Source organism: Moorena sp. SIO3E8 (assembly GCF_010692445.1).
Taxonomy (GTDB): Bacteria; Cyanobacteriota; Cyanobacteriia; order Cyanobacteriales; family Coleofasciculaceae; genus Moorena; species Moorena bouillonii.
On the sequence record NZ_JAAHHM010000005.1, the window covers coordinates 1 to 14,301 of the forward strand.

Genomic DNA, 14,301 nt, shown 5'->3' on the forward strand with positions numbered 1-14,301 from the left:
TATTCCCTACGCTTCCTTAATTCAGGCATTTCGGTCATTAGTACAACAGTTACTCACAGAAAGTGAGGCAGAGATTCACAATTGGCGAGAGAAGCTGCAAGGGGAATTAGGGGAAAATGGACAGGTAATCATTGAAGTTATTCCTGAAGTCGAACTGATTATTGGTCCACAACCACCTGTCCCAGAGCTTCCGCCAACAGAACTGCAGAATCGCTTTAATTTTGTTTTTAAAAAATTTATTAAGATATTCACTCAACCCGAACATCCGTTAGTCATTTTCTTAGACGATTTACAGTGGGCAGATAGAGCTTCTTTGGAATTAATTCAACTGCTGATGATAGCAGGAGACAATAACTATCTGTTTATAATGGGGGCATATCGGGATAATGAAGTCAACGAGGCGCATCCGCTGGTTGAAAGTTTGGAACAGCTTGAAAAAGCAAGAGTAACAATTAAAAGAATACTACTTCCCCCCTTATCCTTAACTGATGTTACACAACTTATCGTTGATACATTTTTCGTAGATTCACTAACTGCCAAGCAGCTTGCCCAATTGATAGAGGAAAAAACTGGTGGAAATCCGTTCTTCATAAATGAGTTCCTCAAATATATGTATTCTGAAGGCTGGTTGTATTTTAACTACAGTTTTGAAAAATGGCAGTGGAATCTAGAGCAAATAAAAGCGCAACCCCTTACAGATAATGTGGTGGAGTTGATGATAAAAAATGTTAAAAAAATACCAACAGCAACTCAGTCAGTATTAAAATTAGCAGCTTGTATAGGAAACCAGTTTGACCTGAAAACACTGGCACTGATATATGAAAAATCTATAGGGGAAACTGCAACTGATTTACGGTCAGCACTCCAATCTGGTCTAATTGTACCCCTTAGCTATGCCTACCAGTTGGTGGAACTTGATGTAGAAGGGTTGTCAAATCAGTTAGTTGCAGAATACAAATTTGCCCACGACCGCATCCAACAAGCAGTTTACTCACTCATTCCCAAAGCAGATACACAAGCAGTACATCTGAGCGTTGGCAAGTTGTTACTGCAAAATACATCCTCTGAAGAATCTGAACAGAAGCTGTTTGAAATTGTTAATCAGTTAAACAAAGGCCAGGAGCTAATTGAGCCACAAACAGAGCGAGATGAGTTAGCTTTATTAAATCTGCGGGCAGGGAAAAAAGCCAAATCTTCAGCTGCTCGTCAATCTGCTTTCAATTATCTCCAGACCGGCTTAAGTTTGTTAAGTGAAGAGAGTTGGTCACAGCAGTATGATCTTACCTTAGATTTGTATGTGGAAGCAGCAGAAGCAGCTTATACAATTGCCAACTACGATGCAATGGAGCCCTTGACTGAGATAGTCTTGCAAAAAGCCCAAACACTGCTAGACAAAGTCAAAGTCTATGAAGTCAAAATGCAAGCCTATTGTGCTCAAAGAAAATTTATAGAAGCAGTCAAAACTGGGCTAGACGTTCTGAAATTACTTGGGATCGAATTACCCGAACAATCCAGCCAATCTGATCTGACGGCAGAGATAGAGCAGATCAAGTCTGCCTTGGGGGGCAGGCAACCCCAGGCGCTAATGGACTTACCCCAAATGACCGATCCCCATAAATTAGCAGCTATGCGGGTTATGAACTACTTGTTTAGTCCTGCGTTCATAGCAATGAATCAACTCAGCTTGGTCAATTGGTGCCGACAGGTGGATTTATCGATTCAGTACGGCCATTCCCCTGATTCTGCTTTTCCCTATGCCGGTTACGGGCATATCCTCTGCTTAGGAGGAGAGCTTGAGGCTGGCTATCAGTTTGGTCAACTGGCTTTAAAGTTGCTAGAACGATTCAAAGATAACACATTCAAAGCAAGAACTTATGCGATGTATAAGGGATTTCTCAAGCATTGGAAGGAACCCCTCAGGGACACATCATCTGTTTCCATGGAAGCTTATCAAAGTGGCATAGAAACTGGAGATATTGAATTTGCTACTAGTTCTATAACTGCCTATGCCTACGCTTTGTACCTAAGCGGCATTGAGCTGACGGATGCCAGGAAAGAGACGGCGAAAGCAATTGCAGCTACTATTCAAACTCAGCAGGAAGCTTACCTTCATTGGACTCAAACCTATATGCAGGCTATTCTTAACTTGATGGGAGAAGTGGACAATCCCTGCCGTTTGATTGGTGAAGCGTACGATGAAGAAAAGATGATGCCAGTCCATCTAGCCAGTGGAGATCGCACTGCACTGATGCACGCTTATTCCCATAAACTGACTTTGTGTTATCTTTTCGAGGAATTTCAGCAAGCAGTTGAAAATGCCGACCGGTTTGAAGACTATGCTGCTAATGCTGGCTCATCATTCATCCTTACCACTGCCTACTTCTATGATGCCCTGGCTCGGCTAGCATTTTATCCTGATGCTTCAGAGACTGAAAGAGCAGAAATTTTGACCAAGGTTGCTGCTAAACAAGAAAAAATGGAACTCTGGGCAAAGCAAGCTCCGATGAATTTTCTACACAAATTTTATCTAGTCGAAGCTGAACGATCCCGAGTTTTAGGCAAAGATAGCGAAGCTAGAGACTATTACGACCGCGCTATTACCTTAGCCCATAAAAACGACTATCTCAACGAAGAAGCCCTAGCTTATGAACTAGCAGGCAAATTCTATTTAGCTAGAAACCAAAACCACGTTGCTCGCCACTACCTACAAGATGCCCACTATACTTATCAAGGCTGGGGAGCTGTGGCTAAGGTAAAAGCTTTGGAAGCTCGATACCCACAATTTTTGGCTACAGTTTCAACAAATAGTATTAAAACTAGCTTAAATCCGTCAATTACCGACTCAGGTAAAACTACATCCGGTGTATTGGATATCAATAGCATTCTCAAAGCATCGCAAACTATTTCTGGGGAAATCATCCCAGACAAGTTGCTGGAAAAGTTAATGAAAATCCTGATTGAGAATGCTGGTGCTCAAAAAGGTTTTCTGATACTGGATAAAGAAGGTGACTGGGTAATTGAAGCTGAAGGAACAGTGGATTCTGATCAGCTGACTACACTGCAATCCCTGCCAGTAGACTCTGCGGATGCTGCCAGTAAAACCCCGGTCTTGTCAGTCTCTATCGTCAATTATGTGGCTCGCACCCAGGAAAATTTAGTCTTAAGTGATGCGGCTAATCAAGGACAATTTACTCGTGACCCTTACATTGTTGCCACTCAACCCAAATCGATTATCTGTACTCCTTTGTTAAATCAAGGTAAAATAAGCGGTATTTTATATTTAGAAAATAATTTAACCACAGACGCATTTACCAGCGATCGCATTGAAGTTTTAAGAATGCTTTCTGCTCAAGCTGCTATCTCTATTGAAAATGCTCGTCTCTATGGACAGTTAGAAGACTATAACCGAAATCTAGAGCTTAAAGTAGAAGAGCGCACTCAAGAACTATCTCAAACTCTGGAAGTTCTCAAAGCTACTCAAGCGGAACTAATATTTGAAAACGAGTTACTGAAGAGTGACGAACAAGCGTCGAATTTTGATTATCAAGTGGGGGGAAGTTTACCGATGGATGCTCCCACTTATGTGGTGCGTTATGCTGACAGAAATCTCTATAAATCATTAAAGCAAGGGAAGTTTTGTTACATTCTCAATCCCCGCCAGATGGGTAAGTCAAGCCTGATGGTACGTATGATTAACCACCTGAACCATGAGGGGATTAGCTGCGGGGCGATCGACCTGACTCGGATTGGCAGCGAAAATGTTACCCCTGACCAATGGTATAAGGGATTGGCAGTAGAGCTATGGCGAAGTTTTGGTTTACTAAGAAAGGTGAATTTAAAAAAGTGGTGGAATGAACGAGGAGATATTTCTACGGTTCAGCGGTTGAGTCAATTTATTGAAGAAGTCTTACTGGGTGAGGTTGATCAACCAGATAACAGTTTACCGAATAAACGGGTAGTTTTTATCGATGAAGTTGATAGCGTCTTGGGCTTGAATTTTCCAGTTAATGACTTTTTTGCTCTGATTCGCTCTTGCTATAATCAGCGTACTATCAATCGAGACTATGGCAATTTAACCTTTGCTCTGTTTGGGGTTGCTACCCCCTCTGGCTTAATTACAGACCACCAAAGAACTCCTTTTAATATTGGTCAGGCGATTCAACTGGAGGGTTTTAAAGAGCATGAAGCCCAACCTTTGCTTCAAGGATTAGCAGAGAAAGTGAGCAATCCTCAAACACTGCTCAAAGAACTGTTATCATGGACGAGTGGTCAGCCTTTTTTGACCCAAAAGATCTGTCAATTCATCCGCAGTACTTCATCTGCTATCCCTACCAACAACGAAGCTGAATGGATTGAAAATTTGGTGCGAACCAAGGTGATAGAAAATTGGGAATCCCAGGATGAACCAGAGCATTTGAGAACTATACGCGATCGCATCCTGGAGAGTAAACAATCTGTAGGGCTACTGGAGATATATCGACAAATTGTGGAGCAGGGAGAAGTGGTGGCTGTTGACAGTCCAGAGGAAAAGGAATTGCTGTTGTCTGGGTTAGTGGTCAAGCAACAGGGATGTCTGAGAGTCAATAACCGGATTTATGAATCCATCTTTGACCGCAGTTGGGTTGAGCAGCATGTCTAACTGGGATGTTGGAGCTTCAATTAAAATAGTAAAGGGAACAGGGAATAGGGAGTAGGGAGTAGGGAGTAGGGAGTAGGGAGTAGGCAATAGGGGCTGGGATCTATCTTTTTTATTTGATTTCACTACTAATAAGCTGTTCAGCATTTAGATTGGGATTAGAATTGAATCTACCGACAAAAGCTCTCTGTTAAGCCAATGACAACTTCCCTTGAAGAAGCCCTCAACACCGTCAGTCAACTGCCTCCTGAACAGCAGGCTATGCTGGTTGAAATCATCCAAAACCGTCTGATCGAATCCCGTCGTAAAGAAATTGCTGAGGATGCCAAAGAATCGATTGCCACATTTCAACAGGGCAAGTTACGACCTCAGTCAGCAGAGACTGTAATTTCTCAATTACAAAAGGCTCTTGAAGAAAACCCATGAGGTCTAGGAAGTTGTAAGATTGAAAGAAGGCAACAGTACCATGGAGTAAAACGTGATGTTGAATGTCAGTCTGGATCAAGAGGCAGAACAGTATTTAGTTGAAATTTTAAGTCAGGAAAAAACAACTAGCAGTGAGTTGATCAAAAAATTGCTGCGGGATTATCGCCAAAATTTTCAATCCCAAAAATCGGTTTTAGAACGAATGGGAGGAATGCCTAAACATTTGCTATCGGTGGGTAATCTATCTGATCGGGATACTCGTAGAGCAAAGGGAACAGGGAACAGGGAACAGGGAATAGGGAGTAGGGAGTAGCGATGCAGCGCGGTCTTGGGGGTTTCCCCCATGAGCGACTGCATCAAGACGGGAGTAGGAAACAGGGGACAAAAATTATCACAATTGATTTAGGATTGCTATAAAATAGGAATTATCCATCAAAAGTAATTAAGCTGATGAAAGCTGCCATTGTACGTATTAGAGATTCCCAAGGAATTAGAATTCCTAAAGCAATTCTTGAAGAATGTGGTTTAGCCAATGTAGTTGAAATAACACTAGAAGATGGTAAGGTAATCATTTCGCCAGTATCCCACTCTCGTCAAGGATGGGAAGAAGCTTTTAAAGAAATGGCAGAAAATGGTGATGATGAATTATTAATTGATGATCGGATTGAAAATTATTGGGATGAAGAGGATTGGCAATGGTAGCGATTCCCAAGCCAAAAGATAGTGGTGGGTTTCGTTGCTTCAACCCAACCGAGAAAAGAATGCGATTGCACTTCCTCTCCCTGTTCCCTATTCCCTATTCCCTATTCCCTGCTCCCTGCTCCCTGCTCCCTGCTCCCTAAAACCCAAGACTTTTTACCTCACCCAATTAACTGCTATAGTTCAATCAACTCTCCATCAAAATCAACCTCAAAGCATCTAACTGCACATACCATGGCTGAGGCCAAGCTTTAATCTGATGCCATTTTTCCTTGAAAACTTCAGCTTGGAGGTGATACTGTTGAGGATTGTAGGACTTACCAAGTTTAGTTGGTTTTGCCCCCCTAACCCCCCAATTTTGGGGGGGAATCATGTCAAAGTCCCCCAGAATTGGGGGATTTAGGGGGCAATCCATAAGTCCTGTATTCCTAGAAGGAGTATATAAACTCAAATAAAGTGTAACTCGGTGCTGGGTTTCACTCATGGTCACCAGCCAACAGGGAAACGTATTATCGTGATTTGCCTCTTTGAGAAATCTCAGATGATGGGCACGGATGCCAACATAAGCCAACGATTTCCTGATCGGTTCCACAACTGAGAGACTACAGTTCCAGTCCAGGGCTTGAATTTTTTTGTGGTCAATAATTTCAACCCGAGAAAAGTTTTTACACTCCGTTAATTGTGCTACCCTAAAGCTAGGAGGATGCTCAAAAATAGCTTCTTTAGAACCATAAGCAATAACTTTTCCTTCGGAAAGTACTAACAGATTACCACAAACCCGGTAAGCTTCCTCTAATTTATGGGTAACGAAAAGAGTGGCTCCTTGATAAGTAGAGAAAATTTCAGTTAGTAGCCTTTCGATCTGATTCCGGAGATAGGTATCAAGGGCAGAAAGGGGCTCATCTAACAGTAACGCTTCTGGTGCGATCGCCATTGCTCTTGCCAAGGCTACCCGCTGCTGCTGTCCCCCAGAAAGTTGGTGAGGATAGCGCTTTTCCAGTCCCTGTAAATGCATCATTTCAATGTATTTCCATACCCGTTCATTCCTTTGGGCTTTCGGCAATTCCTGTAAGCCAAAACCGATATTTTCAGCGACATTCATGTGGGGAAACAGGGCGTAGTTTTGAAACACAAAACCAATGCGACGTTGGTGAGGAGGAAGATTAATACCCTGTTTAGAATCAAACAAAACTCTTCCGTTCAAGACAATGCGGCCTTGAGTAGGTGTAGCCAAACCAGCAATACACCGTAGCGTCATACTTTTACCAGAACCAGAAGCTCCTAAGATTCCTAACGGCTTACCATTAGCAGTAAATTTAGCATCTAGGGTAAAGCTAGAGCTTAGCTCTTTTCGTAACTCTACTAAAAGTCCTTGACTTGGTTCTATGTTAGATTTTTTCCCTACTCCCTGTTCTTTTCTCCCCTTAATAAGGGAAGCTCTAGTCCCCCCCTTATTAAGGGGGGTTAGGGGGGATCCCTTCCTTACTTCTATGTTAGATTTTTTCTCTATTCCCTGTTCTTTTCTCCCCTTAATAAGGGAAGCTCTAGTCCCCCCCTTATTAAGGGGGGTTAGGGGGGATCCCTTCCTTACTTCTATGTTAGATTTTTTCCCTATTCCCTGTTCTTTTCCCCCCTTAATAAGGGAAGCTCTAGTCCCCCCCTTATTAAGGGGGGTTAGGGGGGATCCCTTCCTTACTTCTATGTTAGAGAAGGGAATGTTGGTTTTGCGCAAAGGGAGTAACCAGTTACTAATTATTGACCAGCAACGATTGATTAATCTATAGCATTTATCATACTCATGAGGTACAAAGAATTTTTTCCCTGCTCCCTGCTCCCTGCTCCCTGCTCCCTGCTCATAGTTAATGATGGTGATTGCCACGAGAGCGATCGCAACCATGATCAACACCCATAGTAGTGCTTCCCCCATCCTCCCGGCTTGGGCTGCAAAAAAGATAGCGATCGCAATGGTTTGGGTTCTGCCAGGAATACTCCCGGCTAGCATTAACGTAGCGCCAAACTCTCCCAAAGCTCTAGCAAAAGCCAGAACTGTCCCCGCCATCACCCCTGGCCAAGCCAAAGGTAGCAACACTTGCCAAAATACCCTACATTCAGAAGCTCCCAAGGTACGGGCACAGTTAATCAAATCCTGATTGACTTGTTTGAAAGCTCCCAATACAGTTTTATACATCAAAGGAAAAGCAACTACAGTAGCAGCAATCACAGTAGCAGGCCAAGACAAGATTACAGATACTCCCAATTGCCTCAATAGCTGTCCCACTGGGCTATTTCTACCTAGTAACAACAGTAATAAGAAGCCAACTACTGTAGGTGGTAGCACTATCGGAAGGGTTAAGATACTATCAATAATTCCTTTACCTTTCCCTTGATAGCTAAACATCCAGCCCGCTACCGTAATTCCCAGAAAGAAAGCCAAGATAGTAGCCAAGCCAGCAGTTTTTAGGGAAATCCATAAAGGGGAGAAATCTTCCATAGTGTTGAACAAAGAGTATGGGTAGTGTGGAAAGTGTGGGTAGTGTGGGCAGAAAAAACGGCATATATAGGGTCTCTAATAGTTATAAGGCAAATTCAATTTTATTACCCCGACTCCCGACTCCCGACTCCCGACTCCCGACTCCCTATTCCCTATTCCCTGTTCCCTATTCCCTACTCCCTACTCCCTACTCCCTACTCCCTTATCCGCCATAGTAAACCCATACCTCAAAAATACAGTTTTAGCTGACTCACCACTCAGAAACTGTACAAACTGGTTAGCATGATCAGGGTTTTTAGACTCCTTTAATACTGCTACTGGGTAGATAATCCGGGAGTAAGACTCTGGCGGAGCAGTAGCAACTCGTTTAACTTGGTTTGATACATTAGCATCTGTTGCATACACCAATCCAGCATCCACATTACCTGTTTCCACATAGAATAGAACTTGGCGAACATCTTTAGCAAAAACTAACTTCGGTTTGAGCTGGTCAAACAAATTAAGAGTAGTCAGAACTTCCTTAGCATAGTGTCCAGCTGGTACACTTTCCGGGTCTCCCATTGCTATTTTACTTATTTTATCAGAGGTTAAGTCCTTAAAATTAGAGATACCAGTCTCGTCTTTAGGACTAACTAAAACTACCTGATTATTAATAATACTTTGCCTTGTACCTTCTAGTAAAAGCCCCTTAGATTCCAGAGCATTCATCTGTTTCGGAGCTGCTGAAATAAAAACATCCACTGGCGCGCCCTGTTCGATTTGTTGCTGCAACGAACCAGAGGAAGCAAAGTTATAAATAATAGTAACATCTGGTGTTTCATTAGTGTAGAGTACTTTGATAGCTTTCATCGCATCTTGTAAGCTAGCAGCAACTGAGACAGTTAGACTGACCACTTCTGGCTGTTGATTGTTAAAGGTAAGAACATTGCAAGCTACCAAAACTAAGGATAGACTTAAGCACAGAAACCATGATTTAATTAGGGATTTAACCATATCTAATTTTTAGTTTAGATGTGAAACTATGATTGATCAAAAAAGGGAACAGGGAACAGGGAACAGGGAAGAGTAGTAAAGAGCTCTGAATAGTTTTTGATGTTATGATAAATCACCAAGATTGTTCATGATATATTTTTAAATTATATAGCGCTTCCTATTCAGCGTGATATACATTTAAATTTTATTCCCTACTCCCTACTCCCTACTCCCTACTCCCGATTCCCGATTCCCGATTCCCGATTCCCGATTCCCGATTCCCTACTCCCTACTCCCTACTCCCTACTCAATTAGATACTTAACAACAAAAAAAATAGCCGTAGAAATAATGTCCACGGCTATTTCAAGTCCACACTAAGTGGATTCAAATCGCTCTCTTGATGCAGTCGCTCATGGGGGAAACCACGGCAGTCGCTCATGGGGGGAACCCCCAAGACCGCGCTGCCTTCCCAAGACCGCGCTGCATCGCTATGTCACTCAGTTCCCGAACCCATTGAAATATGATCCTATTTAATCATACCGGAACCTTTGTCTTTGCCAAGGGGGGGGAAACCCCCCCAGAAACTAACGTCTTAACGCAGCATCCAATACTTAGTGATGATAGTAATCACCTCACCTGGCATGCCAGTAGGTTGCAGAGGACTCCACTCGGAAGCTTGTGCGTAGCCCATGGCAGACAGGGTATGAATAGTATTAGTTACTGCTTGACGAGGCCCCTTTAAAATGTGCTGAACAGGTTGTTTATTTGGGAAAAAATCTTCAGGATTAATTCCGGGAATTTGATGTTCAGGATTATTGTCGGGGTTAGGGATAAATTCTTGCGACATAGCTCAAGATTTGAATTTTGTTTATATGATTATTGTAATGATTATATTTTAAGTTGTCAAGGGTTTTTAGAATTTTTTTGGGTGGGGTATTTTAAGGGTAAAAAAAAGCGTTCGCGTAGCCTCTCTTTCAGAGCATCGCAAAGATTATGCGATCGCTTTTTTTGTATAGCGGTCTGTAGGCTAATTAGGTAAACAATTTTTTTTCCCTGTTCCCTATTCCCTATTCCCTACCTTTACAGATAAACTTTACACTTGGTCCAAGATATTCTTTATGCTTGCCCCTTTCGAGTCATACCGATACCAGAAAGATAAAGATCAGGAACTTTATAACGTTCAACCTCATTTTCAGTCCCTTCATAAATAGATAACAAACCCACTTCTCTAGCTAGATTCAACTGATCATCTAGTCCAGTTACATCAGTTGCCTTTAAGGGCGAATACCCTATGCTTCTCAGACGATTAATCAACTCTTGAAGTTCACTAAATTCTTCATTAATCAAAGCATCTAATGCCTTTTCTGATACCTTCTCCAGGGATGAACTCAAAGCCCGTGGTCGAATGATAGTTTTCTGATAAGGATTTTTCTCTTGTTCGTTTATTTCCCAATCTTTCGCCTCAGCAAAAAGTTGTAACAGAGCACGGGGATTATGGCTGTTGCTGCCGTCAGCAAGTCGTTTCCAGACCCAGTTCCGAGTAAAGGCAGATTTCCCCCCTCTCATCCGCTCACCAACAAAAAGATTCCAAATTTCAAAGACCTGTGATTCACTCAAGTAGTCACTACTTGATAACAAACTACCTTGCTGAATTGAATTTACGACAAGTTCTTTAAATCTGCCCGATTTGAGAGCTTGTTTAATTATAACTTTCAAGAAATCTGATTGATAAACCCATTCAAGCACTACAGAGCGTCCGAAGAAGTGACTTTTATTATCGAAGCGAAGGCTAAGCCAGATATCTTGTCGCAATAGAATTTTGAATTTTAAATTTTTAAGATCGTCCCCTAAGTCAGTAATCAGCGAAAGCAGTCCTTCAATGGCTTTAGTGCGTCTTTCTCGATCTTCCTGTGTATTGCCAAAGCCTGTATCCAGTCCATCGAAAAGAAGAAGAATAGTAGATTGTGCAGCACTATCAAAACGCTTTAGCCAATCTCTTGCCAATAAACCTACTTGAGATTGTGGTAGTAAACTCTCAAACCATCGGACAACCTCTAATTCCCTAGTAGGATCAGTCCCTAGAACTTGTAATAGAGCCTCATCTGGTTGAGGCTTCTCTCCAGGCCAGGATAGCTGACAAGCAAGACAAGTCTGGAGTAACCAGAAGTCACGCCAGCTTTTTCCTGTAGTTTCTAAAGCCTCATCAATGGCCTTGAAACCTTCAGAGTTAATAACCCACGGGCGATCGCCTTTAAGAGGACTGGGAGATAACACTACAATGGAATCTTGCTTAGAATCTTCCAGGAGGCGGCGGAAAATAGCCGTTTTACCAGTACCTTTACGACCACGGATTAGAACTATGTTAGGCTTAAGGGCGCGATTGACTAACTGTGTTTCTACAAAGGTTTCCAGAAAATTATCTTGGTATTCTGCTGTTCCTGCAGAAAATTCTAACTCCTGTAAAATTTGCCCCTTACTATCGGGTAAACTATCCGGTAGCTCTTCTTCACTAGCTGTAGGTAGAAAACGTTCTAACCATTCAGCAACCGGCTCAAAGTCACGCCACGTTTCTTGATTAGATAAAATTTTATCTGATGTCGCAATCTCTTCTCGATAGGGAATAAAATGTGTAATATCTGATTCTTTAATCGGCTCTGATCTTGATTGTTTATCCCTCAGTACAGAGAGCCAGTCTCCAATCCATTCAATAGCTCTATGTTGGTATCGTTCCACAACTTCTGGTGCTTTACTAGCAGGAATTGGAGACACAATAAATCGTGGCTCTGGAGTAAGCCGCTGTTCAGTTTCAGTTCGTCTAGTCTCAGCAGCAAGCAATGCACGAACCAGTTCACCCGTACCCCTTTGAGCTTGAGGATGAGGAAAGAAAACAATAATTGCCAGATCAGCCAAGTCAAACAGCAGCGGTCCATTGAGAGGAGTCATTCCTGTGCGAGCATCTAGTAAAATAACATCGGGCTTGAAAGGAAGACGATCACTACTTAAAATCTGAATCAGTTCACGTAATGGATTTCTATCTTCCCGATACCAAGCTCCAGGTTCCATAAAGCTCAGCAAACGCGCATAATTGGCATTGGGCAAACCTGCCGGAAGACAGTAAATTTCATCGGTTTCAGAAACCCTCAGGATATGATTACGGATGTCAGGCTCTTCCCCTTGCTCCAAACTTAGTAAAACAAATACCAACCCCTGTTGATCCTTAATCTCGTTTTCCTTTCCAAACAAAGCCGCTAATCCTGGAGCTTCTAAATCCATGTCAACACAGAGCACAGTCCGTCCACGACTGGCAAGAATTCGGGCAGTATAAGCCAGGGCAGTTGAGCGACCAACTCCTCCTCTAAGGGAATAAAATGTTGCAACGATCGGTCGGTCAAGGTCTTCGTCTAGATCCGATGGAAATAGGATTGCTTCAGGATTACTAGAGCCAGAGCGAGAGCGAGCCAGAGCTTCAGGCCAAAAGGGTACGTTTTCCAGGGTAGAATCAATGGGAAGAGGGCCAGCCCATTGCTGCTCTTCAGGAGTTAGTAGATCTAACCACTGAATTGTCAATTCTTCTAGCCCCTGTAGAACAATGTTCTTACGTTCTTGTTTGGATTTGCCATCAAATCCTCGGGAAATCACAGCAATACGCCAGCCTAGAAACGGATCCGGTTGAACCCGCAGATCCGTAATCTCTAAAGCTGCCCGCGACATATTTTGATGAATACGCTCTTTGATTTCTGAATGGTTCATCTGCGCCTCCCGGATTTAGGACTAATTTTAAACTTTATAAAGTTTGTTAACTGCTTTGCTCCATCTACCAACTCCGCCATTGTCAGGCTACTATTACAGGTTATTTGATAACGTAGGGCTGTATCCCAGTTTTCTATAAAAAATGTCTTTGCACCTGTAGAGTCACGGATATCGGAGAGACGAAATCCCGCTGCTTCCCATAAACTCCGTAGATTATGCCCCTGATTGCCATGTTTCGGAAATGATTTATTTCTAGATCGTAATAACGCTTTGAGACTAGATTCAATGGCATAGCCTGCCATATAAACTGATCCAATTGATTGACTTCTATTTTTGAGTATAGCGTCTGCATCTGCCGCCCGTTCATTTGCAATATCTAGCCAGTCTTTGTAATTATTAGGATCCATTACAAGTATAATTCCAATTAATTGGATAGATTATAACACAAAAAAAAGTCCATATAAATGGACTTAACTCGCTCTATAATTAGGGTCTATAACTCTGAAATAATCCTGAACAATAATCCCTTATTAATTATCCTTTCTTTTCAAAACTGAACCAGCCCCTAAAGCAGTAAGTCCCAGTAGCGCTAATCCAGAAGCAGGTTCAGGTACACTGGTTGCATCTGCCTTTGAGGCAAGGTTGGTGATGGTTTCTCTAAAATTGGGATTAGGATCAACATTAACCCAGTTTGACGGATCGTTGGTGATAGTTTCCTTAAAATTAGGATTGGGATCAACATAGATAGTTGAACCAAGGAAGGCGAAGTCACGAGAAAACCTAATTCCTGACTCTCTGTTCCAGGTAAGGGTCTGACCCCCTAGGTCCATAAACCTACCAAAATCGCGATCTATAGTCCAACTATCAGGGGTAGCTTTAAACATATAAGGACAAAAAGGAGGACGATCAGGAGGGTTTCTACGAATAAAAGTGATAGTAAGAGAAGTAATACTAGGAGAAGTAATAGTAGAACAAGACAACACGAATGGACGCCTCTCAAAACCTTGTCGAGCTAAACCTTCTACATCAAGAAACCAAGAGAGTAATACCCCTTGAGTATTGTACTCAACAAATCCCTCGTAATCTCTAGTTGGGGGAGGAGGCTCTGGCGACAAAAAACTAGGAGAAGACAACAATTCAAGAGTGCCACTGAATTCATGCTTGATTATCTGGAAAGCAGCAGCCGGTAAAACTCCAACAGTAGCAGAGGTTAAAGCGATAGCAGTAGTAACAACACCTAATTGTTTAGAAAAATTAATCAAAGGAATTCTCCTGGTTGAGTAAGTAGATAAATTGAGTTAATTGCACCGCTAAGTGGGCAATTAA

At 42.3% G+C, this 14,301-nt stretch carries 13 protein-coding genes; 5 read left to right on the forward strand and 8 right to left on the reverse strand.

Annotated elements, in window-relative coordinates:
* A partial coding sequence (locus F6K46_RS03455; protein ID WP_293116775.1) for an AAA-like domain-containing protein occupies positions 1 to 4,639 on the forward strand: 4,639 nt, incomplete at its 5' end.
* Here the strand turns inward: F6K46_RS03455 and F6K46_RS03460 are convergent.
* A complete protein-coding gene (locus F6K46_RS03460) occupies positions 4,550 to 4,783 on the reverse strand; it encodes a hypothetical protein (protein ID WP_293052273.1) in 234 nt (77 codons plus the stop codon). The two genes, F6K46_RS03455 and F6K46_RS03460, sit on opposite strands and share 90 nt — an antisense overlap.
* 51 nt (positions 4,784 to 4,834) lie before the next feature.
* Between F6K46_RS03460 and F6K46_RS03465 the strand changes: the two genes are divergently transcribed.
* The gene (locus F6K46_RS03465; protein WP_293052276.1) at positions 4,835 to 5,062 is read left to right on the forward strand and encodes a hypothetical protein; all 228 of its coding nucleotides are present in this window, start codon (positions 4,835 to 4,837) and stop codon (positions 5,060 to 5,062) included.
* Positions 5,063 to 5,236: 174 nt separating this feature from the next.
* Here the strand turns inward: F6K46_RS03465 and F6K46_RS03470 are convergent, their stop codons facing one another.
* The gene (locus tag F6K46_RS03470) at positions 5,237 to 5,419 is read right to left on the reverse strand and encodes a hypothetical protein (protein ID WP_293052279.1); all 183 of its coding nucleotides are present in this window, start codon (positions 5,417 to 5,419) and stop codon (positions 5,237 to 5,239) included.
* 93 nt (positions 5,420 to 5,512) lie between these two features.
* On the opposite strand from F6K46_RS03470, the gene F6K46_RS03475 reads away from it, so the two are divergent.
* Together F6K46_RS03475 and F6K46_RS03480 are read left to right on the forward strand one after the other, a co-directional pair.
* Positions 5,513 to 5,764 (forward strand): AbrB/MazE/SpoVT family DNA-binding domain-containing protein, encoded by a 252-nt coding sequence (locus F6K46_RS03475; protein ID WP_075898943.1) that lies wholly within the window; start codon positions 5,513 to 5,515, stop codon positions 5,762 to 5,764.
* Positions 5,758 to 5,904, forward strand: coding sequence for a hypothetical protein (locus F6K46_RS03480; RefSeq protein ID WP_293052284.1), 147 nt, complete (start codon positions 5,758 to 5,760; stop codon positions 5,902 to 5,904). Before F6K46_RS03475 ends, F6K46_RS03480 begins: the two co-directional genes overlap by 7 nt.
* Positions 5,905 to 5,948: 44 nt before the next feature.
* Here F6K46_RS03480 and modB read toward each other — a convergent pair whose 3' ends face one another.
* The gene (modB, locus tag F6K46_RS03485) at positions 5,949 to 8,252 is read right to left on the reverse strand and encodes a molybdate ABC transporter permease subunit (protein ID WP_293052287.1); all 2,304 of its coding nucleotides are present in this window, start codon (positions 8,250 to 8,252) and stop codon (positions 5,949 to 5,951) included.
* A gap of 17 nt (positions 8,253 to 8,269) precedes the next feature.
* Between modB and F6K46_RS03490 the strand changes: the two genes are divergently transcribed.
* Positions 8,270 to 8,467, forward strand: a complete 198-nt coding sequence (locus F6K46_RS03490) for a hypothetical protein (RefSeq protein WP_293052290.1) — start codon at positions 8,270 to 8,272, stop codon at positions 8,465 to 8,467.
* Here the strand turns inward: F6K46_RS03490 and modA are convergent.
* From modA to F6K46_RS03515, 5 genes are all read right to left on the reverse strand, one after another.
* Positions 8,433 to 9,245, reverse strand: coding sequence for a molybdate ABC transporter substrate-binding protein (gene modA, locus F6K46_RS03495; protein ID WP_293052293.1), 813 nt, complete (start codon positions 9,243 to 9,245; stop codon positions 8,433 to 8,435). The genes F6K46_RS03490 and modA overlap by 35 nt on opposite strands.
* Positions 9,246 to 9,817: 572 nt before the next feature.
* Positions 9,818 to 10,072 carry a hypothetical protein gene (locus F6K46_RS03500; protein ID WP_075902524.1) on the reverse strand — a complete coding sequence of 85 codons (255 nt, stop codon included), beginning with the start codon at positions 10,070 to 10,072 and terminating at the stop codon, positions 9,818 to 9,820.
* A 269-nt stretch (positions 10,073 to 10,341) separates the two neighbouring features.
* Positions 10,342 to 12,975, reverse strand: a complete 2,634-nt coding sequence (locus tag F6K46_RS03505; protein ID WP_293052298.1) for a ParA family protein — start codon at positions 12,973 to 12,975, stop codon at positions 10,342 to 10,344.
* Positions 12,972 to 13,382 (reverse strand): HEPN domain-containing protein, encoded by a 411-nt coding sequence (locus F6K46_RS03510; RefSeq protein WP_293052301.1) that lies wholly within the window; start codon positions 13,380 to 13,382, stop codon positions 12,972 to 12,974. Before F6K46_RS03510 ends, F6K46_RS03505 begins: the two co-directional genes overlap by 4 nt.
* Before the next feature lie 123 nt (positions 13,383 to 13,505).
* A complete protein-coding gene (locus F6K46_RS03515; RefSeq protein WP_293052304.1) occupies positions 13,506 to 14,237 on the reverse strand; it encodes a PEP-CTERM sorting domain-containing protein in 732 nt (243 codons plus the stop codon).
* Between the last annotated feature and the right edge of the window lie 64 nt (positions 14,238 to 14,301).